The sequence below is a fragment of the Neisseria dumasiana genome (genome assembly GCF_022870885.1).
Classification (GTDB): Bacteria; Pseudomonadota; Gammaproteobacteria; order Burkholderiales; family Neisseriaceae; genus Neisseria; species Neisseria dumasiana.
Genome location: NZ_CP091509.1, coordinates 1,090,026 through 1,113,615, shown reverse-complemented (window position 1 = coordinate 1,113,615; position 23,590 = coordinate 1,090,026). Strand labels below are relative to the sequence as shown.

Here is a 23,590-nt window from a genome sequence, read left to right as displayed (position 1 = left end):
GTTATATCAATCGCCACTCCAATACAAATACACAGATTTATCGGCTATATTCCCCACACTTCTTCCACGGAATTTTTCAGCAGATTAAGAATCGGGTCTTCTTCAAACTCATTCAGATAAATGAAATTCAACGGCATGGTTTGGCGGTATTCCTCAATCACCGCAATCGGCCTGCCGCTTTCTTTCGCCGAACGCGCACGGTGCTCCGGCACCACGGCAACGCCGGTTCCCTGACACACCAAATCAATGATGGTTTGAGAGTAATCACAGATAATCTGCCGCTTGGGCGAAATTTTGTGTTTGCGCCAAAACTGCTGCATGTGTTTGCGGCTGCCCGATACACCCGACATTTCAATCCATGCATACTGACCGAGGCTGGCAGGCAAATCCTGCCGCACCGTTTGCTCGGCCTCCGCAGGGCAAATCAGCGAATAATGGAGGTCTTGCAGAAAAATACTGCGCAGGCTGCGGTGGTTGACCGGCCCGAGAAAAAAGCCGCCGTGCAGCTGTTTGTCGAGAATGCGCTGCTCGATTTCCCCGCTCATGCCGTATTGGATATGCAGCAGAATATCCGGATCATGGCGGAGCACTTTTTCGGTAAGGCAAGTGATTTTGTCGGAAGGAACGGGATGAATCAAACCGATATCGGCATGAGCCACATAATGCTCGGCCAAGGTTTTGGCGAAACAGTCGAGCTTGTGATGGTGTTGCAATAAAATTTCGGCTTCGGGCAGAAACACTTCCCCCGCCGGCGTCAGCTCCATACCGTTGGTGGTGCGTTTGAACAAGGTTACGTTAAGCCGTTTTTCAAGCGACTTGATTTGTGCCGAAACGGCAGGCTGCGATAAATGCAAACGCTCCGCCGCTTGAGTCAGATTGCCGATATGGGCAACCTCGGTAAATGTTTTGAGTTGGTTGTAGTCCATATTTCTCACGCCAGCTGTTTATTATGTTATGAATAAAGCATCGCCCAGCCCGTTTCGGAGCTGCTTGCCTTTGCTTGTTTTAACACATTTCAAGGCCGTCTGAAAAGCTTTTTGAAAACAATATTTCTTTTTAAAATCATATTTTTTGCTTTTTGTCATCAATAAAACGGATTGATACTATCAGAAAATAAAATTAGCCATTGCAATATTTTTTAATTTTAATGCCCATCGTTCATACCTTAAAGGTTTTACGAAAGGAGAAGAAAAAATGGAAAAACAAACGGCACAACGGGTGCTCCGGCATCCCAAATTCCAGCGTATGGCGCGCCAGAAAGCACTCATAGGATGGGGGTTTTCTGCCGTCATATTTTTTATGTATGTTTTCTACATTTGGATGATCGGCACATCGCCCGAAATTTTCGCCCGCCCCGTATCCGAAGGCAGCATCACCACTTGGGGCATTTACGCCGGTTTGTTTGTGATTATCTTTTCGTTCATCACCACAGGGATTTATGTGAGCATTGCCAACGGCAAATTTGAAGACATGACCAAAGAAGTTGTGCGGGAAGTTGAGGGAGAATAAACGCATGAATAAATTATTAATCACCTTATCCGGCCTGCTGGTTTCGGGTAGCGTATGGGCCGATGCCTTCAGCGGCGAAGTGGAAAAACAACCTTTGAACATCGCAGCCATCGTGATGTTCCTGATTTTCGTGGGTGCCACTCTGTTCATCACCAAATGGGCGGCCAAGCAGAACAAATCCACCAAAGACTTCTACACCGCCGGCGGCGGTATTTCCGGCTTCCAAAACGGCTTGGCGATTGCCGGCGATTACATGTCTGCCGCTTCGTTTCTCGGTATTTCCGCTATGGTGTACACCACCGGTTACGACGGCCTGATCTACTCCACCGGCTTCTTGGTGGGCTGGCCGATCGTATTGTTCCTCGTAGCCGAACGCTTGCGTAACTTAGGTAAATTTACCTTTTCCGACGTAGTTGCCTACCGCCTGAAACAAAAACCCGTGCGCGTGTTTGCGGCCAGCGGCTCGCTGCTGGTGGTGATTCTGTATCTGATCGCGCAAGTTGTGGGCGCGGGCAAACTGATTCAGTTGCTGTTCGGCATGAGCTACACTTCCGCGGTGATTATCGTGGGCGCGCTGATGGTGGCGTATGTATTGTTCGGCGGTATGTTGGCAACCACTTGGGTGCAAATCATCAAAGCCGTGCTGCTGCTTTCCGGTGCGACTTTCATGGCGTTCATGATTCTGAAAGCCAGCGGCTTCAGCTTAGAAGGTATGTTCCTGAAAGCCACCGAAATCCATGAAAAAGGCACGGCGATTATGGCGCCGGGCGGCTTGGTGTCCAACCCGATTGATGCGCTCTCGTTGGGCTTGGCCTTGATGTTCGGTACGGCCGGTCTGCCGCACATTCTGATGCGTTTCTTTACCGTGCCCGATGCCAAAGAAGCGCGTAAATCGGTGTTCGTGGCCACCGGCTTTATCGGCTACTTCTACCTGCTGACCTTTGTTATCGGTTTCGGTGCGATTATTTTCGTTACCAAAGACAACCCGCAATTCTTCACCACTATGGTGAACGAAGGCAAAACCGTAGTCGAAATGATCGGCGGCACCAATATGGCGGCGGTGCATTTGTCCGGCGCATTGGGCGGCAACCTGTTCTTGGGCTTCATTTCAGCCGTAGCATTCGCCACCATTTTGGCGGTAGTAGCCGGTTTGACCCTCTCCGGTGCGTCTGCCGTCAGCCACGACTTGTATTCTTCTGTAATCCGCGAAGGCAAAGCCACTCAAGAAGAAGAAATGCGCGTATCCCGCTTGGCCACTTTAGGTTTGGGTATTTTGGCGATTATCTTGGGCATTGCGTTTGAAAACCAAAACGTAGCGTTCATGGTGGGCTTAGCGTTTGCGCTGGCGGCTTCGGCCAACTTCCCGATTCTGGCTTTGTCGATGTTCTGGAAAGGCCTGACCACACGCGGCGCGGTGATCGGCGGTTTCTTAGGCTTGTTGGTTGCTTTCGTGCTGATTATTTTAGGCCCGACCGTTTGGGTGAAAGTGCTGCACAACAAAGAAGCCATCTTCCCATACAGCAACCCTGCCCTGTTCTCGATTCCGCTGGCCTTTATCGCAGCTTGGTTCTTCTCGATTACCGACAAATCGAAACAGGCCGAATTGGATAAAGCAGGCTTCGAAGCTCAATATGTACGTTCGATGACCGGTATCGGCGCGGCTGAAGCCAGCGACCACTAATAAACATCGTTCCGTAGCATAACAGGCCGTCTGAAAACGATATTTCAGACGGCCTCAATATTGAGTACAATGCCGTCTGAAACAAACGCCCGTAAGGAAACTTCATGTATTTTGTAGACCGCACCGCCGTGGTGCTGAAACCCACCGCACACTTTCTGGCATGGCTGAAACAGGCCGACGACAACATGCCCGATTTAACCATCGAACAAATCCGCAGCAACTGCTCGGTGTTTCTCGTGCCGCAATTCGACGAACCCGAAGCCGTGGTTTCCTATTTCGACGAGCGTTACCAGCAAATCTTCGAAGCCGAAATCGCCGGTTGGGACATCCCCAAAAACAAATGGCCCGAAGACATGAGCCTGAAAGCATTTTGGGAATATTTCGAAGTGGAAATCCACGATATGGTGCTGGACATGGAAGAAGCCGACATGACCGTCAGCCCCGTGTTCGACAACATGATGTAAACCATGCAGGCTTTTCAGACGGCCTTAAAACCTTCCCGCACCGCATTAACCCTTACCGTATTGCTGCACCTTTGGGCGGTGCTTGCCTGCCTGTTTGCCTTCCACGGAACCATGCGTGCGGCAGGCTTGATTTTACTGGCCGCCAGCCTTATTTGGGTATGGCGCATACATAAACTGAACCGCCCCGATGCCATACACAAAATCGCCGTCGGCCCGCAGGGAAACGCCGCCGTTTTTGTCGGCAGCGAACAAACCGCCTTTACCGCCGGCCTGTGTGCAGGCAGCTTGGTTTCCCGCTACGCCCTGTTTTTAAAATGGGACTTGGGCGACCGGCAGATTCGGCAGTTCATCCTGCCCGACATGACCGACCGTGAAAGCTACCGCCGCCTGCTCGTATGGGCGCGCTGGGGGCAACCGAAACCGTAAAACAGGCCGTCTGAAAACCCGCAAAGCGTGTTTTCAGACGGCCTCACACACCAACGCAACACCATCATGAAAACACTCAACGACTGGTTATCACACCTCGAAACCGCACACAGCGCAGGCTTGATCGACATGGGTTTGTCGCGCGTGGGCGAAGTCAAAACCGCCATGAACCTCAACCCGCAATGCCCCGTGATTGTGGTGGCAGGCACCAACGGCAAAGGTTCGGTTTGCGCCTTTCTCACCCAAATCTACAAACAGGCGGGCTTCAAAGTCGGCACCCTCACCAGCCCGCACCTGCTCACATTCAACGAACGCATCGCCGTCAACGCCGAGCCGGTGAGCGACGAAGCCATCATCTCCTCGTTCGAGCGCATCGAAGCCGCTCGCGGCGATATTTCGCTGACTTATTTCGAGTTCAACACCTTAGCCGCCGTCGATATTTTCATGCGCGAACAAGTCGACGTGATGGTGCTCGAAGTCGGCTTGGGCGGCCGCTTGGATGCCGTCAACATCTTCGATGCCGACTGCGCCGTCGTGACCAGCATCGATTTAGACCACCAATCCTTTTTGGGCGACACCGTCGAACAAGTCGGCTACGAAAAAGCAGGCGTGTTCCGCGGCGGCAAACCCGCCATCTGCGGCCAAAACCCGCCGCCCGAATCCCTGCGCCGACATGCCGAAAACATCGGTGCGGAACTGCTGCTGATCAAGCGCGATTTCGATTTCAGCAAACTCGAACAGCAGCAATGGTCGTTCCATTTCCACCCGCAATCCGACCGACTGTTTTCAGACGGCCTCAAACGCAACCGCAACGCCTTGCCGATTCCCGCCCTGCGCGGCGCATACCAACTGAACAACGCCGCCTGTGCGCTGGCCGTTATCGAATGCTTAAACGATAAACTGCCCATCGACATCGGCTCCATCAAACGCGGCCTGTTGCTGGTAAGCAACCCCGGCCGCTTCCAAGTGCTGCCGGGCCGCCCGCTGGTGATTCTCGACGTAGGCCACAACCCCCACGCCGCCCGCGCCTTGCGGCAAGGGCTGATGGCGTTGCCGTTCGCCCAAAAACGCACCGCCGTATTCAGCATCTTGGCCGACAAAGACATCGACCAAGTGCTCGACATCGTTAAAGACCAGTTCGACGAATGGTACATCGCCCCGCTGCACCTGCCGCGCGGCATGAATATAGATTCATTAAGCCGGAAACTGGCCGAACACAACATCGAAAACATAACCTGTTTCAACAATATTCAGACGGCCTTCCAAGCAGCTTTGGCGGCTTCTTCGGAAAATGATAGAATTACCGTCTTCGGTTCCTTCCACACCGTTGCCGAGGTTATGGCAACCCTGTAAACAAGGCAGAACATGGCAAACAACCGCTTCCAATCGTTAAACGAATACGAACAACTCAAGCGAAAAAACCGCCGCCGCTTGGTCGGAGCTTCGGCACTGGTTATTGTGGCGGGCTTTATTTTGGCCAGGGTATTAAGCCAAAGCAACGAAGGTGCCGAAGCCGAAAACATTACCATCAAGGCCGCCTCTTCCGTTCAGACGGCCTCTCCGGAACAAACGCAATCGGTTATCCAGCCCAACCGCGCCGCTTCGTCCGACGACGCTTCCGATCTGTCTCCTGCCGCCGTGCTGGAACCTGCACCCGAAAGCGGCACGGAAAGCGTCGAGCTGGATAATCCGCTCACCGCTCCCGCACCAACCGAAGCAGAAACCGCCCCCCAACCCGTGCTCGAACCTGCTCCCGCACCGTCAGCCGAAACTGCCGCAGCCGCAACAGCGACGGCCAAACAGCAAGCCGCAGCCAAACCCGAAACCAAACCTGAAACGCCGTCTGAAAAAACAGTAAAAGAATCTGCCAAAACCGCACCTGCACCGGTTAGCAAGCCTGCCAAAACCGAAGCACCGAAAGCCGAAGCCGACAACGCTCCGCCTCCCGTAGTCATCATCAACAACCGCGTCGAACCCGACGCCCAAGCCGAAGCCGCGCGTAAAGCCGCCGAGAAAAAAGCCGCCGAGAAAAAAGCCGCCGAGAAAAAAGCCGCCGAGAAAAAAGCCGCCGAGAAAAAAGCCGCCGAGAAAAAAGCCGCCGAACAGAAAGCCGCACAGCAAAAAGCAGCACAAGCCGCACAAAAAGCCAAAGCCGAAGCGGCCGCCAAAGAAGCAGAACGCGAAAAAGCCGCACACCAAGCCAAACAAGAAGCAGGCCGTCTGAAAGCGCAACAGCAGGCCAAAGCCAAAGCCGAAGCGGAAAAACGTGCCGCCCAAGCCGAACAGAAAAAACAACAAGAAGCCAACCGCAAGGCCGCTCAAGACGCTCTGGCCAACAAATCTTCCCGCCCGGCTGAAAAAAGCGACCCCAAAGCCATTCTCGAAGGCAAAACCAACACCAAAGCCATGATTCAAATCGGCGCATACAGCAGCCGCCAGCAAGCCCAGCAAATGCAGCAAAAACTGGCCGATGCGGGCGTGAGCACTTATGTGAGCGAAACCGAAACCAGCAAAGGCAAAGTGTACCGCGTCCGCACCGGCAGCTATCCCAACCGTGAAGCCGCCGCAAAAGCTTTGGAAAAAATCCGCCAAAAAGGTGCGGACGGCATGGTCATCGGGCAGCAATAATGACGACTTTCGACATTCTCGCATTCGGCCTGATCGGCATTTGCATCATCGTTTCCATGATGCGCGGCCTGATTATCGAAGTCGCCTCGCTGATTACTTGGATTATCGCGTTTATCGTGGCCAAAATGTTCGCCGTGCCTTTTGCCGAAATCGCGTTCAACTCATTCGAACCCCAAGCCTTAGGCATCGCTTTATCTTTTGTTACCCTATTCTTTGCTGCATGGCTCGTGCAGCATTTTTTACGCTCCCTGCTTACCTCGGCAGTAAAAGCCAGCGGCTTAGGAAGCGTAAACCGTCTGCTCGGCGGGCTGTTCGGCGCAGCAAAAGGCATCTTGCTGGTTACATTGGCCGTAACCGTTTGCTCGTTTACCGACCTGCCGCATACCGACGGCTGGCAGCAGTCACTAAGTGCGAGCTACTTTGAAGCATTGGCACAGCTTGCCGTACCTTATTTATCGTCTGTGATTACAGAACAACTACCCAACCCCTCTCTTTAATTTTCGGAGAAAAAACAATGTGTGGCGTATTAGGCATGGTAGCCTACCAACCCGTTAACCAAAGCCTCTACGACGGCCTGCAAATGCTGCAACACCGCGGGCAGGATGCGGCCGGCATCGTAACCGTCGAAGGCAATATTTTCCATATGCACAAAGGCAAAGGCATGGTGCGCGATGTTTTCCGCACCCGCAACATGCGCGATCTGACCGGCCACGCCGGCATCGCCCATGTGCGCTATCCCACCGCCGGCAATGCCGAGAGCACCGCGGAAGCCCAACCTTTTTACGTCAGCTCCCCTTTCGGCATCGTATTGGCACACAACGGCAATCTCACCAATACCGCCGAGCTGTATGAAAACGTGTGTAACAAACACTTGCGCCACATCAACACCCGTTCTGATTCAGAAGTTCTGCTCAACGTATTCGCACACGAACTGCGCCGCGAAGTTACCGACTCCGACTCTTCCATTCTCAGCGTAGACAACATTTTCAATGCCGTCGCCAAACTGCACAAACGCGTGCGGGGCGCATACGGCGTAGTCGCCATGATCGCCGGATACGGTTTGGTAGCCTTCCGCGACCCTTTCGGCATCCGCCCTTTGGTTTTGGGCACGCAAACCGACGAAAACGGCAAAACCGCCTACGCCATTGCCTCGGAATCGGTTGCCTTCAACGGCATGGCTTTCGATTTGGACCGCGACATCGCCCCCGGAGAAGCCGTATTCATCACGCTGGACGGCCGTTTTTTCTCCCGCCAATGCGCCGAGAATCCGCAAGTGAGTCCCTGCCTGTTTGAATATGTGTATTTCGCCCGCCCCGACTCGGTGATTGACAACGTATCCGTGTATCAATCGCGCTTGAATATGGGCATTACTCTGGCAGAGAAAGTGAAGCGCGAACTGCCTATCGACGACATCGACGTGGTGATGCCGATTCCCGACACCAGCCGCCCCAGCGCGATGGAGCTGGCTCATCATCTCGGCAAGCCATATCGCGAAGGTTTAATCAAAAACCGCTACATCGGCCGCACGTTTATTATGCCGGGTCAGGCAACCCGCAAAAAATCGGTGCGCCAAAAACTCAGCCCTATGGAGTCGGAATTTAAAGGTAAAAGCGTTTTGCTGGTTGATGATTCCATCGTTCGAGGCACAACCAGCAGAGAAATCGTTGAGATGGTTCGCGCATCCGGCGCCCGCAAAGTTTATTTTGCATCAGCCGCTCCCGAAGTGCGCTTTCCCAATGTGTACGGTATCGACATGCCCACGCGCGAAGAATTAATCGCCAACGGTCGTTCCAATGATGACATTGCCCGCGAAATCGGTGCCGACGGCTGCGTTTTCCAAGATTTGGCCGAACTGGAACAAGTCGTTAAAAAGCTCAATCCCGACATTGCCGGTTTCGATGCTTCATGTTTCAACGGCTGTTACCTTACCGGCGATATAGACGAAGAATATTTGCAGAAGCTGTCTGACGACAAATCTTCGCCTTCTACGGTTCCCGCCGGTGAAATACATACCGCCATCCGCATCAACAACCATAGCGACGAAGAAGAATAATCTTTTGTGTTCTTTGCTTTCAGACGGCCTCTGATACTCATCAGGCCGTCTGAAAACCGTTTACAGATACAGATAAATCAACAGCAGCAAATCTGCCGCTGTTCATTCTGTTGCTCACACCGTTCTAATCAACCGCGTGATTCAACACATTTTCCTGCAAGGCTTGGGTAGCCTGTTCGTCGGCATGATACGAGCTTCTGACCATCGCGCCGATAGCGGCGTTGGTGAAGCCCATTTCGTAAGCCTCTTTTTCAAACTCTTTAAATTGCGCAGGCGTAACATAACGCAACACAGGCAGGTGGCCGTCTGAAGGTTGGAGATACTGGCCTACGGTTATCATTTCGATATTGTGCTCACGCATGTCGCGCATGATTTCGCGCACTTCTTCGTCGGTTTCGCCCAAGCCGACCATAATGCCGGATTTGGTGGGAATATCGGGCTGCATTTCTTTATAGCGGCGCAGCAGTTCCAGCGAATGTTTGTAATCGGAACCGGGGCGCGCCTGTTTATACAAACGCGGATGGGTTTCGAGATTGTGGTTCATCACATCGGGCGGCGTGCGCGAGAGAGTCTCCAGAGCAATATCCAAACGGCCGCGGAAGTCCGGCACAAGAATTTCGATTTTGGTGTTGGGGCTTTTTTCACGGATGGCGCTGATACAGTCGGCAAAATGCTGTGCGCCGCCGTCGCGCAAGTCGTCGCGGTCAACCGAAGTAATCACCACATAACGTAAATTCATGGCGGCTACCGACTCCGCAAGGTTCTTGGGTTCTTCGGGGTCGAGCGGATTAGGGCGTCCGTGTCCGACGTCGCAAAACGGGCAGCGGCGGGTGCAAATATCACCCATAATCATAAAGGTGGCAGTACCTTTGCTGAAACATTCGCCGATATTGGGGCAGCTGGCTTCTTCGCAAACGGTATGCATTTTTTGGTCGCGCAAGATATTTTTGATTTCGAAAAACTTTTTACCGGTAGGCAGCTTGGCGCGGATCCATTCGGGTTTTTTGAGTTTTTCTTCCAGCGGTACGACTTTAATCGGAATACGGGCAGTTTTGGCTGCACCTTTATGCTTCACGCCTTGGGCGTTGTCTAATTTTTGTTCACTCATGATATGGTGTCTTTCGGGGCGAGTTGTTTGGTAAGGTGTGCGGTAAGTTTGTCCGCCACTTCCGTTAAGGTTGGGCAAGGGTTGATGAAATCGGCCATCTGAACCATCTCCATACCGGCATAGCCGCAGGGATTGATATATCGAAACGGCGACAAATCCATATTAATGTTCAAAGCCAAACCGTGATATACCGAGCCGTTTTTAATCCGCAGCCCTAAAGAAGCGATTTTACGCCCGCCGACATATACGCCGGGGCGTTGGGGATCGGCTGAGGCATTTATGCCGTATGCGCCCAATGTGGCGATGATGCTGTTTTCCAAAGCGGTAACGATGTGGCGCACGCTGGTTTTGCGGCGTTTGAAATCGATTAAGGTATAAACAACCAATTGCCCAGGGCCGTGGTAGGTAATCTGCCCGCCCCGGTCAATTTGCACGACGGGAATATCGCTGTGCAACAGCAAATGTTCGGGCTTGCCCGCCAAACCCTGCGTGAATACCGGCGGATGTTCTACCACCCACAATTCGTCTTCGGTTTCATCGGTTCGGGCGGCATTGAAAGCCTTCATGGCTTCGAATACCGGTTGGTAATCGGCCAACCCCAGTTGTACGGTTTTCATGTTTTACAGCACTACTTTAACTAACTCGTGGGCGGTAAGGTCGCGATAGATATTATCGAGCTGCTCTTGATTTTGCACATTATTCACCTGCACCGTGGCACTCAAGTAATTGCCTTTGCTGCTCGGACGGATGCTGACGTGGTGCGCTTGGGTTTCCGGCGCGTGTTTCTGCACGCAAGCGAGCACCGAAGATTCGAACTCCGGATGCTGCCCCCCCATCACTTTGATGGGAAAATTGCAGGGAAATTCGATTAACGAAGTATTGTGTTCAGTCATGGTGTTTCCTCAGTATAGGCCGTCTGAAAGGTTTCAGACGGCCTTATCACTCAAACCGGCAGTATTTTAACGCAAACACGTTGGCCAATCCATTATACTGCCTTGTAAAAGGCCGTTTGATTACCCGCAGTAAAATATCGGCTGTCGAAATTTTTTCAAGGCTTGAAATAGCACCCCACCAGCCCAATGTAGGCGGCAACCCGATAAATAAAAGACCTGCCCGAAACAACCGCAAACACGCCGGATGTTTCAGTAAGTCTTCCAGTAAATGATTAAAGAGACTGAGAATTATGGCTACAGACAAACATATTGAGGAATACGCCGCTCTGGCTACCCTGCCCCTGCGCGACGTGGTGGTTTATCCGCACATGGTTCTGCCCCTGTTTGTGGGGCGCGAAAAATCCATCGCTGCGTTGAACCTAGCCATGGACAACGACGAACGGGTGTTTCTGCTTGCCCAGCGCGACCCCAACGACGACGAACCCAATGCCGAAGATTTGCACGAAATGGGCACGGTCGCCCAAATTCTGCAAGTATTGAAACTGCCCGACGGCACCGTGAAGGTATTGGTAGAAGGCGTACACCGCGCCCGTGCCTTGAAAGTAGAAGACACCGGCGAACTGTTTATGGCGCATGTTGAAACCGCCGAAGACACCGATGCCGACAATCCCGACATGGAAGCCCTGCGCCGCACCCTGCTTTCGCAATTCGACCAATTTGCCAAGCTCAACAAAAAGATTCCGGCCGAAGTCATCAGCACCATTCACGCCATCAACGAAAACAGCCGCTTGGTAGATACCGTGGCCGCACATTTGCAGCTTAAACTGGAACAGCGCCAAGAAGTGCTCGACACCGTGAGCATTACCGACCGCATGGAATACCTGCTCGGCCAACTGGAAGCCGAACTCGACATCATGCAGGTGGAAAAACGCATTCGCGGCCGCGTCAAACGTCAGATGGAAAAATCACAGCGCGAATATTATTTGAACGAACAGGTTAAAGCCATTCAAAAAGAGCTTGGAGAAGAAGACGAACGCGGCGAACTCGAAGCGTTGGAAAAACAGATTAAAGAAGCCGGCATGAGTAAAGAGGCCGAAGAAAAATGTTTGTCCGAACTGAAAAAGCTGAAAATGATGCCGCCGATGTCGGCAGAATCCACCGTAGTGCGTAACTACATCGACACCCTGCTCGAACTGCCGTGGAAGAAAAAATCGCGCGTAAGCAAAGATTTAGCCAAAGCCGATTTGGTTTTGGACGCGGATCATTACGGCTTGGAAAAAGTTAAAGAACGCATTTTGGAATATTTGGCCGTACAAAAACGCATGGACAAAATCAAAGGACCTATTTTGTGTCTGGTCGGCCCTCCGGGCGTAGGTAAAACCTCGCTGGGCGAATCCATTGCCAAAGCAACCGGCCGCAAATATGTGCGCATGGCACTGGGCGGCGTTCGCGACGAAAGCGAAATCCGCGGCCACCGCCGTACCTATATCGGTTCGATGCCGGGTAAAATTCTGCAAAATATGGCTAAAGCCGGCGTGAAAAATCCGCTGTTTTTGCTCGATGAAATCGACAAACTCGGCAGTGATTTCCGCGGCGACCCCGCCAGCGCACTTTTGGAGGTACTCGACCCCGAACAAAACAATTCGTTTGCCGACCACTATGCCGAAGTGGATTATGATTTGAGCGACGTTATGTTTATCGCCACATCCAACAGCCTCAACATCCCGCCCGCTTTGCTTGACCGTATGGAGATTATCCGTCTTTCAGGATACACAGAAGACGAAAAAATCAACATTGCCATGCAATATTTAGTACCCAAACAAATGAAACGCAACGGCGTAAAAGAAGGCGAATTGGTTATAGACGAGAGTGCAGTACGCGGCATCATCCGCTACTACACCCGTGAAGCAGGCGTACGCTCGCTCGACCGCGAAATCGCCAAAATCTGCCGTAAAGTCGTGATGAAAATTACGCTGGCCGAAGATAAAAAAACCACCGCTTCCGGCAGAGGCCGTCTGAAAACCAAAGCCGTGAAGGTTGATGAAAAAAACCTGCACGAGTACTTAGGCGTGCGCCGTTTCGATTACGGTGTTGCCGAAGACGAAAACCGCATCGGCCAAGTAACCGGTTTGGCATGGACTGAAGTCGGCGGCGAATTGCTCACCATCGAAGCCGTCGCTTTGCCCGGCAAAGGCAACATCATCCGCACAGGCCAACTTGGCGACGTGATGAAAGAATCGGTATCCGCAGCATGGAGCGTCGTACGTTCGCGTGCCGAAGCCGTCGGTCTGTCTCCCGACTTCTACGAGAAAAAAGACATTCACGTCCATGTGCCCGAAGGTGCTACGCCGAAAGACGGCCCCAGTGCAGGTATCGCCATGACTTTGGCCATGGTATCGGCTTTCACCCAAATTCCGGTACGGGCCGATGTAGCTATGACCGGCGAAATTACCCTGCGCGGAGAAGTATTGCCCATCGGCGGTTTGAAGGAAAAACTGCTGGCCGCACTGCGCGGCGGCATCAAACATGTGTTGATTCCGAAAGACAATGTTAAGGATTTGGAAGAAATCCCCGACAATGTGAAAAAAGGGCTTACCATCCATCCGGTGAAATGGATCGAAGAAGTGCTGGCATTCGGCTTGGAACGCCAGCCCGAACCATGGAAAAACGAAGAAGCGCCCACCGATTCGTCATTGGCTAAATCAGGCCGCAAGTCAAGCGTAAAGGCAACCAAACACTGATTTTGTTGGAATCTGTTGTAAAAGATGCGGGTGTTGTAAAGAAAGCTTTAAAAAGCCCGATACTACGCATCTTTTTGCTTGACACGTTGATTTTAGGCTTGCTATAAAGTCGGCAGATGTACGGATTTGTACCTAAACGCCCGATTTTTAGGGGTTTCATTATTTCAAACGATAGAAAGGGACTTAATTGTGAACAAGTCTGAATTGATTGAAGCTATTGCCCAAGAGGCTGATATTTCTAAAGCTGCCGCAGCCAAAGCTTTGGACGGTATGACCAATGCCGTAACCAATGCCTTGAAAAAGGGCGACACTGTAACCCTGGTTGGTTTCGGTACTTTCTACGTTGGCGAACGTGCCGAGCGTCAAGGCCGCAATCCCAAAACCGGCGAACCTTTGACTATCGCTGCAGCAAAAACACCTAAATTCCGTGCCGGCAAAGCATTGAAAGATGCTCTGTAATTGTTGACGGATCAGCTTTTCTATTTCAAAAAGCAGGCTATATGCCTGCTTTTTTGTTATCCTGATTTAATCAAATTATCGTTTTATCAACATAGTCAATCAACTTCACTTTTCTTCTAGAGTTGCTGCGCCTTAACTCAAAGAGAACGATGTACGCCGCTCAAGCGGCAGTAGAATCGGTTTCGTGCTATCTGCACTGCCTGCTACCTTGTATTAAAACAAGTTGATTCACTATATATACATACATTTTGATTTTCCAACTCAATCATCGAAAGAGCAAAGCTGCACAGTATATGGAAAGGCTGTTACAATGTGCATCGAAATTCCTGCTGGAAAATAAATCCGTTTAAAGCCATACTTTATCAACCAGATAAACTCCGGATTTTATATTCCTTGATCACTTTAAATTCCATTACAACCACCATTTTAATGCCATGTTTGTAACAGTAGAAAAATATAAAACACCCGCCAAAATTTTGTTGGGTTTGATTGCAATCACATTCGTAGGCTTCGGAGTCAGCACCGTTTCCGCTCCCGGTTCCGATTATATTGTGAAGGTAGGCGACCGAAAGGTTAGCGAATTCGACTTAAACACAACTTTACAGAATTTACAGCATTCGGGCGGAGCATCGGAATCCCGCGAAACTGTTTTCCAAGCACTGTTACAGCGCGCTTTATTGGCTGAAGGCGCCGAAGAAATGGGTTTTGCCGTATCTCAAGAGCAATTGAAACAAAATATTGTGAATGACCGTACATTTCACGATCAAAACGGCAAATTCAGCCAAAACCTGTTTAATCAATATTTAAGCCAACGCAACCTTTCGGAAGACCAATATATCGACCAACTCAAAAGCGAATTTGCCGTACAGCATCTTTTAGCCATGGTAGGCGGCGGCGTATTGGTTAGCGATGCACAAGCCAAGCAGATTATTAATGCCGGTCAGGTTGAGCGCACGATACGCACCATAACATTTACGCCTGAGGCTTTTGCCGCACAGGTGAAAGCAGATGATGCGGCCCTTAAAAAATATTATGATGCCAACAAGAAAAACTACATTGTTCCTCAAGCGGTTAAATTTGAATATGTGGCATTGAACATTCAAGATCTGGCTGAGAAGCAAACCATCAGCAACGAAGAGCTGAATAAAGCACTTGAACAAGTTGTGCCTGCGCGTGAAATTGCGCATATTTTGTTTACCGTAGCAAAAGATGCACCAGAAAACGTGCGCGCGGCAGCTAAAGCAGAAGCTGAAAAAGTATTGGCTCAAGTGAAAGCCAACCCTGCCAAATTCGCCGCATTGGCAAAACAGTATTCCCGTGACGAAGGGTCGGCAGAGAACGGCGGTAATCTCGGCTATCTGCCAAAAGACGGCGGCTTGTTGAAAGAGTTTGAAGATAAAGCATTTTCACTTGAAAAAGGCCAAATTAGCGAATTGGTTCAAACCGATGCCGGCTACCATATAATTACCGTATTGAATATTCAAGATATCGAAAAAGAAAAGGCACGCATCGAAGCCGAGTTGAAGCAGAAAAAAGCAACTTCGGCATTTAATGAAGCCAAAGAAAAATTGACAGAAGAAGCATTTAATCACCCCGACAGTTTAACCGAAGTGGCCAAAAAATTAGGTTTGAAAGTCGAAGCGCCCGCAGATTGGCTAACAAGAGAAAACGGTAAAGCTGCCGGTATGCCCGATGCACTCATCAATACCTTATTCAGTGACGATGTCATTAAGAAAAAACACAATTCCGAACCTGTAACTGTTGGCGACGGGTTGATTTGGGTTGTGCGTGCGAAAGAAGTTCGGGAAGAATCCACCCAAACATTTAACCAAGCCAAAGAGTTTGTGAAAACAGATTACATCCGCGCCGAAGCGGGCAAACTGGCGGAAACAAAAGCCAACCAAGCTTTAGCAGATGTTCAAAAAGGCAAAACAGCAGGTTTGACGTGGTCGCCGGTATCGCAAATGACAGCCGAACAAGCGCGGAAGTCGATGCCGCCTGAAGCGTATACCCAATTGGCAAAAGCCCGCCCCGCTCAAGGCAAGCCGGCTTATGCCTTGTTGTCCAACCTGCCTGCACCGGTATTGGTAGAGGTTCAGGCCGTTAAAGTGCCCGACAACATTACACAAGATCAAATCAAGGCAATCAAGCAGACCATCGGTCAAGCTCAAGGTGCGAATAATCTCGATGTTTTAATCACTTATCTCAATTCAACGATTAAGCAAACTCAAGGCGCACAAAAAGTGAATACTCAGCAAGAATAAGTGCGTTGTAATATTAAGACGGGGCAGATTAAACAATCTGCCCCGTCTTTTTTGAAAGAGATTTCTTTGGTCGGCTTTTTAATACATATCGAGCCCTTTGCAAACCCCCGTTTACGGCGTATTTCTGCGTTGCACACTGCCCGCTCTTTTGCCTGTTGTTTCATATATCTGTGCTCGCTGTGCTGCTACGCCTTAAACTGCATCCGTATCCGAAGATTCTAAAAGGTGTCAAAATATGCTTAAACAATCTTTTCTACTCAAACGTATCTTTCAGACGGCCTCGAAGCCTTTACCCGGATAGCTTAAGCATGACGGTTGATTTTATCTTCTTGAATAGGCAGATTCAGCAAGGCCGCAGCAGCTGCCAGAGCCATGTCGGCATACCACATCCAACCGTAATCACCGAACGCAGTAATGGCCTTGCCGCCGAGATACGCACCGAAAAATGCACCGATTTGGTGTGAAAGCAAGGTTAAGCCGAACAACGTGGCCAAATAACGCACACCAAAGCGTTTACCGACAATGGCGGCGGTAGGCGGAACGGTTGCCAGCCAAGTCAAACCCAATCCGGCGGCAAACAGATAAAAAACGGTATCGGTGCGCGGCAGCAGCAGATAAACGGCAATCAAAGCAGCGCGCGAGCCGTACATCCAAAATAAAATATATTTGCTGCGGTAACGACCTACCGCCCAACCTGCGGCCAAGCTGCCTGCTACGTTCGATAATCCGATAATCGCCAGCGACCAAGAAGCAACGGAAGGCGGCAATCCGCATAATGCCACTTCGGTCGGCAAATGGGTAACGAGAAAAGCGATATGGAAACCGCAAGTGAAAAAACCCAAATGCAGCAGAATATAACTTCGGTCTTTAAAAGCGCGAACCAGCGCCTGTTTGAGCGTTTCGCCCGTATGCCCGGCTGCGGCTGCCTGTTGCGGCTTAGCCGAGCCGTCGCCGCGGGTCAGCAAACGGGAAAGCGGAATAATCAGCATGCTGACGGCGGCCAAAACATACATGGTTGCGCGCCAACCGGCGGTCGGCAGCAGAATCAATCCCTGCACCAAGGGTGAAAACAAAAATTGGCCAAACGACCCGCCCGCATTCACCACTCCGGAAGCGGTGCCGCGCATTCTTGCGGGAACTTTGTTGGCAACCCGGCTCATCAAAATCGAAAAACCGCCTGCACCCGAACCGAAAGCAATCATCACACCCATAGTGAGCGCAAGCCCCCACACACCAGGCACCCACGGCACCAGCAGGCAGCCTGCTATCAGCAGCAACGTACCCCACAACAATACCGGCCAAGCACCGAAGCGGTCGGCCAATGCACCGGTAAGCGGTTGGGAAACGCCCCACATCAACTGGGTGACCGCAATGGCAAAACTGATATCGGCAATACTGAGCGGTGTATCGCGTACCATGGGCTGCATAAACAAGCCCAGCGACAGCCGTATGCCCGAAGTTATCATCAACACGGCTGCCGCGCACATGATTACCAACCACGCCAACCGCAAGTTTTCGGAATGATGCTGCATCACGTTGGTGTTCTCTTCTCTATCAATATTGTTATGGCAAATAAACTTATTTTTGATACAAGGCAGCAATGCCTTAACAAAAATAAGTTTATTTGCTATATAGGTTCGACATACTGCCGGCATTTATATAGCAGGCCGTCTGAAAAAACAAGCGGATAGCGGGAAAGCGTATCTCCGCCATGTTGTAATCGAAAGAAACCGTTATTCCCCACAACGCTGACGTCGTGCCGGTTAAAATGCCTTTTTTACGGTTGCTTGCTTTGCCGTTGCTGTTGAAAATGAGCGTCCGACCTACGGCTTTCACTTCTAATGCCCTATATATTTTAAAGGCTTATTGATTCAAAACCTTTATTCTCAACCAAGCCCTTAACCGCTCGTTTACATATTCTTTACAACTACACAAAATTACACTTATACTGATTCGGCAGCCTGCATATTGCTATGCAACCTGATATGTCATACCCAAAGGCAGCCGAAACAGAACACACGGAGCCATGTAGTATGGCATATCCAGTTTAACGGCCACGCTTTGAATAAGTGCAGGCTGGCTGACCAAGCTGTTTTTTCATAACGTTTCAACAGGACAAAAAAGATGACTCCTGACAACCAACAACGCCCGGACAATATCGAGCTGCTGAGCGCACAAGCGCCGATAACCGATTTCCGCGGCCTGATCACCACCATTATCGCAGCCGTAATATGCTTCGGTATTTACCACATTCTTCCTTACGATGCCGTTGCCAACAAAGGCATAGCCGTGCTGCTGTTTGTAGCGATTTTGTGGTTTACCGAAGCGGTTCATATCACGGTTACCGCTTTGATGGTACCCGTGCTGGCGGTGCTGCTCGGCTTTCCGGAAATGGATATTAAAAAAGCCATGAGCAGTTTTTCCGACCCGATTATCTATATTTTCTTCGGCGGTTTCGCTCTGGCCGCCGCGCTCCACATGCAGCGTCTCGACCGCAAAATCGCCGTATGGCTGCTGTCGTTATCGGGCGGGAACATGAAAGCCGCCGTATTGATGCTGTTCGGCGTAACCGCATTTTTGTCTATGTGGATCAGCAATACGGCCACTGCCGCGATGATGCTGCCGCTGGCCATGGGCATGATGGACCACTTGGATAAAGAAAAAGAACGCAAAACCTATGTATTTGTGTTGCTGGGTATCGCCTACTGCGCGAGTATCGGCGGCTTGGGCACCATTGTCGGCTCGCCGCCGAACGCGATTGCCGCCAAAGCCTTGGATTTGGATTTTGCCGGCTGGATGAAAATGGGCTTACCCATGATGCTGCTGATTCTGCCGTTGATGCTGTTTGCCCTGTATATCATTTTGCGCCCCAATCTCAACGAGCGCGTTGAAGTCAAAGCTGAACACATTCCGTGGACACTGCACCGCGTGATTGCCATGCTGATTTTCATTTCTGCCGCCGTAGCGTGGGTATTCAGTGCCAAAATCAAAGCAGCGTTCGGTATCGCCAATCCCGACACCGTTATCGCCCTTACCGCAGCCGTGGCCGTGGTGGTATTCGGCGTAGCCCGCTGGAAAGAAGTTGCGCGCAATACCGACTGGGGCGTGCTGATGCTCTTTGGCGGCGGCATTGCCTTGAGCAACCTGCTGAAAGTTTCCGGCGCTTCCCTTGCTCTCGGCCAACAGTTGGCCACCGCATTTGTGTTGGCTCATCCTTTGGTAGTGATTTTTGCCGTGGCCGCCTTTATTATTTTCCTAACCGAATTTACCAGCAATACCGCTTCTGCCGCGCTGCTTGTGCCGATTTTCGCCAGCATCGCCACCCAAATGGGTTTGCCTAAAGAAGTGTTGGTATTTGTAATCGGCATCGGTGCATCGTGTGCATTTATGCTGCCGGTTGCCACCCCGCCGAATGCCATCGTATTCGGAACCGGTTTGATACAGCAAAAAGAAATGATGCGTACCGGCGTGCTGCTGAATGTGCTGTGTATCGTGTTGGTAGCTGCTTGGGCGTACGCGTTTTATGTTTGAGCAAACAAGCGCGTATAGCAAATAAACTGCTTCTGCTACGGCCTTGCTGCCTTGTATCAAAAATAAGTTTGTTTGCTGCAAAGCCTGCCGTAAAACGTAAAGGCCGTCTGAACATTGTGTTTTCAGACGGCCTTAAACATTTTTCATCGTTTATAAATATTTTTTGCCCATTCCGATCACCCTAGCCTTATTGCAGCCTAATGGGTTTGCATATCAAGCACTTGCGTAAATCAGCCCAACCCGCCGCACAATAGCAACATACAACCCAACCTGCGGTCTAACTTTGAAAACAGAAATGTCACGATAACGGCTTATTCTGCTGGGCCATATGCCTACATAACGGTATGCGTCGTTTATTACACATGATAACATTACGCTTTCAGACAACAGGCCGTCTGAAGCCATTATCTTTTTTCAGACGGCCTTTCAGCCGATCAGTCAGGATACATTATGGATGAATTAATCAAAGAAGCCGCCCTTCATTTTCACGAATACCCCAATCCCGGCAAAATCCAAGTTGCCCCCACCAAACCGCTGGCCACACAATACGACCTTTCGCTGGCTTACTCGCCCGGCGTAGCCGCTCCGTGTATGGAGATTTATAATGACCCGCTCGCTTCTTATAAATACACCGCACGCGGCAATTTAGTGGCCGTGATTTCCAACGGCACCGCCGTATTGGGTTTGGGCAACATCGGCGCATTGGCCGGCAAGCCCGTTATGGAAGGTAAAGGCGTTCTGTTTAAAAAATTCGCCGGCATCGACGTATTCGATATCGAAATCAACGAAACCGACCCCGACAAACTGGTTGAAATCATCGCTTCATTAGAGCCTACGTTCGGCGGCATCAATCTTGAAGACATCAAAGCACCCGAGTGCTTCTATATCGAACAAAAACTGCGCGAACGCTGCAACATCCCCGTATTCCACGACGACCAACACGGCACGGCCATTATTACCGCTGCCGCCGTACTGAACGCGCTGCGCGTAACCGAGAAAAAAATCGAAGACGTTACCCTCGTGTGCTCAGGCGCCGGAGCAGCCGCCATTGCCTGCTTGGATTTGCTGGTAGCCTTGGGCATGAAGCGCGAAAACATTACCGTATGCGACTCCAAAGGCGTGATTTACACCACCCGCGAAGACCGCGAACGCATGGACGAAAGCAAAGTACGTTATGCCGTTCAAGACAACGGCCAGCGCGTATTGGCCGACGCGGTTAACGGTAAAGACATTTTCCTCGGCTTGTCCGGCCCCAACGTATTGAGCACCGACATGCTCAAAACCATGAACACCAGCCCGATTGTGTTCGCTCTGGCCAACCCCACCCCTGAAATTTGGCCGCCCGAAGCCAAAGAAGCCCGCCCCGATGTGATTATCGGCACGGGCCGTTCCGACTTCCCCAATCAAGTCAACAACGTATTGTGCTTCCCGTTTATTTTCCGCGGCGCATTGGATGTGGGTGCAACCACCATCAACGAAGAAATGAAGCTCGCCTGCGTTCGCGCCATCGCCGACTTGGCCTTGGCAGAATCCAGCGCGGAAGTGGCCGGTGCTTACGAAGATGCCGACCTGACTTTCGGCCCCGAATACCTGATTCCCAAGCCTTTCGATCCGCGTCTGATTGCCAAAATCGCCCCTGCCGTGGCTCAAGCCGCTATGGATTCCGGCGTGGCCACCCGCCCGATTACCGACATGGATGCCTATGTTGAAAAACTGACCCAGTTCGTTTATAAAACCAGCCTGTTCATGCGCCCGATCTTTAACCAAGCGCGCAAACAGATCAAACGCATCGTACTTACCGAAGGCGAAGACGAGCGCGTGCTGCACGCCGCACAGCAAGTGGTATCGCAAAAACTGGCCTTCCCTATTTTGGTCGGCCACCGCAAAATCATCGAAGAACGCTTGCAATCTCAAGGCTTAACCATTCAGCCGGGTAAAGATTTCGACCTGATCGACATCAGCGACAACCCTTATTTTGAAGAAAGCTGGAAAGAATACTACCAACTGCGCAAACGCAAAGGCGTTACCGAAGAAATGGCACGCCGCCGTATGCGCGCAAACAGCACGCTGATCGGCGCATTGATGGTGCGCCTCGGCCATGCCGACGGTATGCTCTGCGGCACAATGGGGCGTTTTTACGACCACTTCAATATCTTTGAAGAAGTAATCGGCTACAACAACCCCGAAAACCACGCATTCGCCATGAACGCGCTGATTTCAAACAAAGGTAACTTCTTCATTGCCGATACCTATATCAATGAAGACCCCGATGCCGAGCAGCTGGCCAAAGGTACGCTGATGTGCGCCAAAGAAATGAAACGCTTCGGTATCAAACCGAAAGTGGCTTTGGTATCGAATTCCACTTACGGTTCGCGCAAAGACAAAGATGCCATCAAAATGCAGCAGGCATTGGAAATGATTCGCGAAATTGACCCGAATCTGGAAATCGACGGCGAAATGCAGGCCGATGTGGCGATGGACGAAGAAATGCGTAAGAGCATTTTCCCCGAAACCACCCTCACCGGCTCGGCCAATCTGTTGGTGATGCCGAACGTAGAAGCAGCCAATATCAGCTACAACCTTCTGCGCGTGAATGCAACCAACGGCATTACCGTCGGCCCGATTCTGATGGGCATGAACAAACCCGTGCACATCGTTACGCCGATCTCTACCGTGCGCCGCATCGTAAATATGATTGCGTTAACGGCGGTGGATGCGCAACGCCAATAAGGTTGGGTTGGTAATCTTTTTTACTGCGGCACGCCATATTGAAAGGCGTGCCGCAGTAAAAGCAGGAAACGACCAATATTTGAACAGCAAAAATCCGGCATGGTATCAACCGTGCCGGATTTTTTATGCTGAAGCTTTTGCACACGCTCAAACGGGGCTTAAAAAGCTTTGAGGCCGTCTGAAAACCTGTTACGCGAGTTTTGCTAAAGAGAACTTTGTGAGTTTTTCTAAAACGCTTTTAAAACTGTAAAAACTTTCATAAGGGCGGACATACCATCCGCCTTTATATATTGCGCTAACATAAACATTTGAAATATTTACCTATTATCCAACCAAATAATGCTCGCCATCCGGCCGGTTTGTTTTTCACGACGGTAAGAAAAGAAAGTTTCGCGTTCGAGCACGGTGCAATGATTGCCGCCGTAAATCATGTTTACGCCTTCCCGCTGTAAAACCAATCGGGCAAGGGCGTAGATATCGGCAAGATATTTGTTGTCGCCTATCGGCTCGAAGGCCCGCGATGCTTCGTGGGTTTGGGCGCAGAATACGTCGAAAACATCTTGCCCCACTTCAAATGCATCGGGGCCGATGGCGGGGCCGAGATAAGCCATGATTTCAAGAGACGGCACATTCATGGCCGCGATGGTGTTTTGTAGAACGCCGCCGGCCAAACCGCGCCAGCCCGCATGTGCGGCAGCAACCACGGTGCCCGCTTTGTCGCAGAACAACACGGGTAGGCAGTCGGCGGTCATGGCGGCGCAAGCGGCGGAGGCCGTTCGATCAACGGCGGCATCGGCATCCGGGGAAACGCCGATATGCTCGGCGGCCTGAATAACTGTTGTGCCGTGAATCTGATTCAGATACACCACCGGCACACCCACATGTGCCTGAACGGTTTCGCGGTTATGCCGCACATGTTCCGGGCGGTCGCCGACATGGCTGCCTAAATTGAGACTGCGGTATACACCTTCGCTGATGCCGCCGTTGCGGGTGGTGATTAAAGTGTGCACATTGGCGGGTGCCGGCCATTCGGCTTTGAAAAACGGTGCATTACCGTGCGGCTGTAAACCGATGGCGGCGTTTAAATCAAAGGGGTTGTTCAT

The 23,590-nt window shown here is 51.1% G+C and carries 20 protein-coding genes; 14 read left to right on the top strand and 6 right to left on the bottom strand.

From position 1 onward, the window contains the following. Positions 1 to 44: 44 nt before the first annotated feature. Positions 45 to 926: a LysR family transcriptional regulator gene (locus LVJ88_RS05045; protein WP_085355469.1), complete on the bottom strand. Its 882-nt coding sequence runs from the start codon at positions 924 to 926 to the stop codon at positions 45 to 47. 268 nt (positions 927 to 1,194) lie between these two features. Between LVJ88_RS05045 and LVJ88_RS05040 the strand changes: the two genes are divergently transcribed. The 8 genes from LVJ88_RS05040 to purF all read left to right on the top strand — a co-directional run bounded on the left by LVJ88_RS05040 (position 1,195) and on the right by purF (position 8,761). Further along, a complete protein-coding gene (locus tag LVJ88_RS05040; protein ID WP_054598991.1) occupies positions 1,195 to 1,509 on the top strand; it encodes a DUF485 domain-containing protein in 315 nt (104 codons plus the stop codon). 4 nt (positions 1,510 to 1,513) lie between these two features. Beyond that, positions 1,514 to 3,190, top strand: a complete 1,677-nt coding sequence (locus LVJ88_RS05035) for a cation acetate symporter (protein ID WP_085418077.1) — start codon at positions 1,514 to 1,516, stop codon at positions 3,188 to 3,190. 104 nt (positions 3,191 to 3,294) lie between these two features. Further along, entirely contained in the window at positions 3,295 to 3,654 is a 360-nt protein-coding gene (locus LVJ88_RS05030) for a hypothetical protein (protein ID WP_085355471.1), read from the top strand. Positions 3,655 to 3,657: 3 nt separating this feature from the next. Then, on the top strand, positions 3,658 to 4,080 hold the full coding sequence (locus LVJ88_RS05025) for a protein YgfX (RefSeq protein WP_085418078.1): 423 nt from the start codon (positions 3,658 to 3,660) through the stop codon (positions 4,078 to 4,080). A gap of 66 nt (positions 4,081 to 4,146) precedes the next feature. Next, positions 4,147 to 5,433, top strand: coding sequence for a bifunctional tetrahydrofolate synthase/dihydrofolate synthase (gene folC, locus LVJ88_RS05020; protein ID WP_085418104.1), 1,287 nt, complete (start codon positions 4,147 to 4,149; stop codon positions 5,431 to 5,433). A gap of 12 nt (positions 5,434 to 5,445) precedes the next feature. After that, complete coding sequence (locus LVJ88_RS05015; protein WP_085418079.1) at positions 5,446 to 6,708, top strand: SPOR domain-containing protein; 1,263 nt, start codon at positions 5,446 to 5,448, stop codon at positions 6,706 to 6,708. Next, positions 6,708 to 7,205, top strand: coding sequence for a CvpA family protein (locus tag LVJ88_RS05010; RefSeq protein ID WP_085418080.1), 498 nt, complete (start codon positions 6,708 to 6,710; stop codon positions 7,203 to 7,205). The genes LVJ88_RS05015 and LVJ88_RS05010 overlap by 1 nt, the downstream gene beginning before the upstream one ends. Positions 7,206 to 7,222: 17 nt before the next feature. Further along, positions 7,223 to 8,761: an amidophosphoribosyltransferase gene (gene purF / locus LVJ88_RS05005; protein WP_085358812.1), complete on the top strand. Its 1,539-nt coding sequence runs from the start codon at positions 7,223 to 7,225 to the stop codon at positions 8,759 to 8,761. 124 nt (positions 8,762 to 8,885) lie between these two features. On the opposite strand, the gene lipA is transcribed toward purF, so the two are convergent. From lipA to LVJ88_RS04990, 3 genes are read right to left on the bottom strand one after another with little or no spacing between them, the layout of a single operon-like run. Continuing rightward, complete coding sequence (gene lipA, locus LVJ88_RS05000; protein WP_085418081.1) at positions 8,886 to 9,869, bottom strand: lipoyl synthase; 984 nt, start codon at positions 9,867 to 9,869, stop codon at positions 8,886 to 8,888. Further along, entirely contained in the window at positions 9,866 to 10,486 is a 621-nt protein-coding gene (lipB, locus tag LVJ88_RS04995; RefSeq protein WP_085358808.1) for a lipoyl(octanoyl) transferase LipB, read from the bottom strand. The genes lipA and lipB overlap by 4 nt, the downstream gene beginning before the upstream one ends. 3 nt (positions 10,487 to 10,489) lie before the next feature. Continuing rightward, positions 10,490 to 10,762 carry an HP0495 family protein gene (locus LVJ88_RS04990; protein ID WP_054598981.1) on the bottom strand — a complete coding sequence of 91 codons (273 nt, stop codon included), beginning with the start codon at positions 10,760 to 10,762 and terminating at the stop codon, positions 10,490 to 10,492. Between the two features lie 290 nt (positions 10,763 to 11,052). Here LVJ88_RS04990 and lon point away from each other — a divergent pair, with 290 nt between their 5' ends. The 3 genes from lon (at position 11,053) to LVJ88_RS04975 (ending at position 16,226) form a co-directional block, all read left to right on the top strand. After that, positions 11,053 to 13,503 carry an endopeptidase La gene (gene lon / locus LVJ88_RS04985; protein WP_054598980.1) on the top strand — a complete coding sequence of 817 codons (2,451 nt, stop codon included), beginning with the start codon at positions 11,053 to 11,055 and terminating at the stop codon, positions 13,501 to 13,503. A gap of 189 nt (positions 13,504 to 13,692) precedes the next feature. After that, positions 13,693 to 13,962 carry an HU family DNA-binding protein gene (locus tag LVJ88_RS04980; RefSeq protein ID WP_054598979.1) on the top strand — a complete coding sequence of 90 codons (270 nt, stop codon included), beginning with the start codon at positions 13,693 to 13,695 and terminating at the stop codon, positions 13,960 to 13,962. 434 nt (positions 13,963 to 14,396) lie between these two features. Further along, complete coding sequence (locus LVJ88_RS04975) at positions 14,397 to 16,226, top strand: SurA N-terminal domain-containing protein (protein ID WP_085418082.1); 1,830 nt, start codon at positions 14,397 to 14,399, stop codon at positions 16,224 to 16,226. 302 nt (positions 16,227 to 16,528) lie between these two features. On the opposite strand, the gene LVJ88_RS04970 is transcribed toward LVJ88_RS04975, so the two are convergent. Then, positions 16,529 to 17,758 carry an MFS transporter gene (locus LVJ88_RS04970; protein ID WP_085418105.1) on the bottom strand — a complete coding sequence of 410 codons (1,230 nt, stop codon included), beginning with the start codon at positions 17,756 to 17,758 and terminating at the stop codon, positions 16,529 to 16,531. A gap of 592 nt (positions 17,759 to 18,350) precedes the next feature. On the opposite strand from LVJ88_RS04970, the gene LVJ88_RS04965 reads away from it, so the two are divergent. The 3 genes from LVJ88_RS04965 (at position 18,351) to LVJ88_RS04955 (ending at position 22,659) form a co-directional block, all read left to right on the top strand. Next, complete coding sequence (locus LVJ88_RS04965) at positions 18,351 to 19,757, top strand: SLC13 family permease (protein WP_085355481.1); 1,407 nt, start codon at positions 18,351 to 18,353, stop codon at positions 19,755 to 19,757. A 450-nt stretch (positions 19,758 to 20,207) separates the two neighbouring features. Next, positions 20,208 to 22,487 (top strand): NADP-dependent malic enzyme, encoded by a 2,280-nt coding sequence (locus tag LVJ88_RS04960; RefSeq protein WP_054598975.1) that lies wholly within the window; start codon positions 20,208 to 20,210, stop codon positions 22,485 to 22,487. After that, a complete protein-coding gene (locus LVJ88_RS04955) occupies positions 22,471 to 22,659 on the top strand; it encodes a hypothetical protein (RefSeq protein WP_085418084.1) in 189 nt (62 codons plus the stop codon). Before LVJ88_RS04960 ends, LVJ88_RS04955 begins: the two co-directional genes overlap by 17 nt. 145 nt (positions 22,660 to 22,804) lie before the next feature. On the opposite strand, the gene pgeF is transcribed toward LVJ88_RS04955, so the two are convergent. Next, complete coding sequence (gene pgeF / locus LVJ88_RS04950) at positions 22,805 to 23,590, bottom strand: peptidoglycan editing factor PgeF (protein ID WP_085418085.1); 786 nt, start codon at positions 23,588 to 23,590, stop codon at positions 22,805 to 22,807.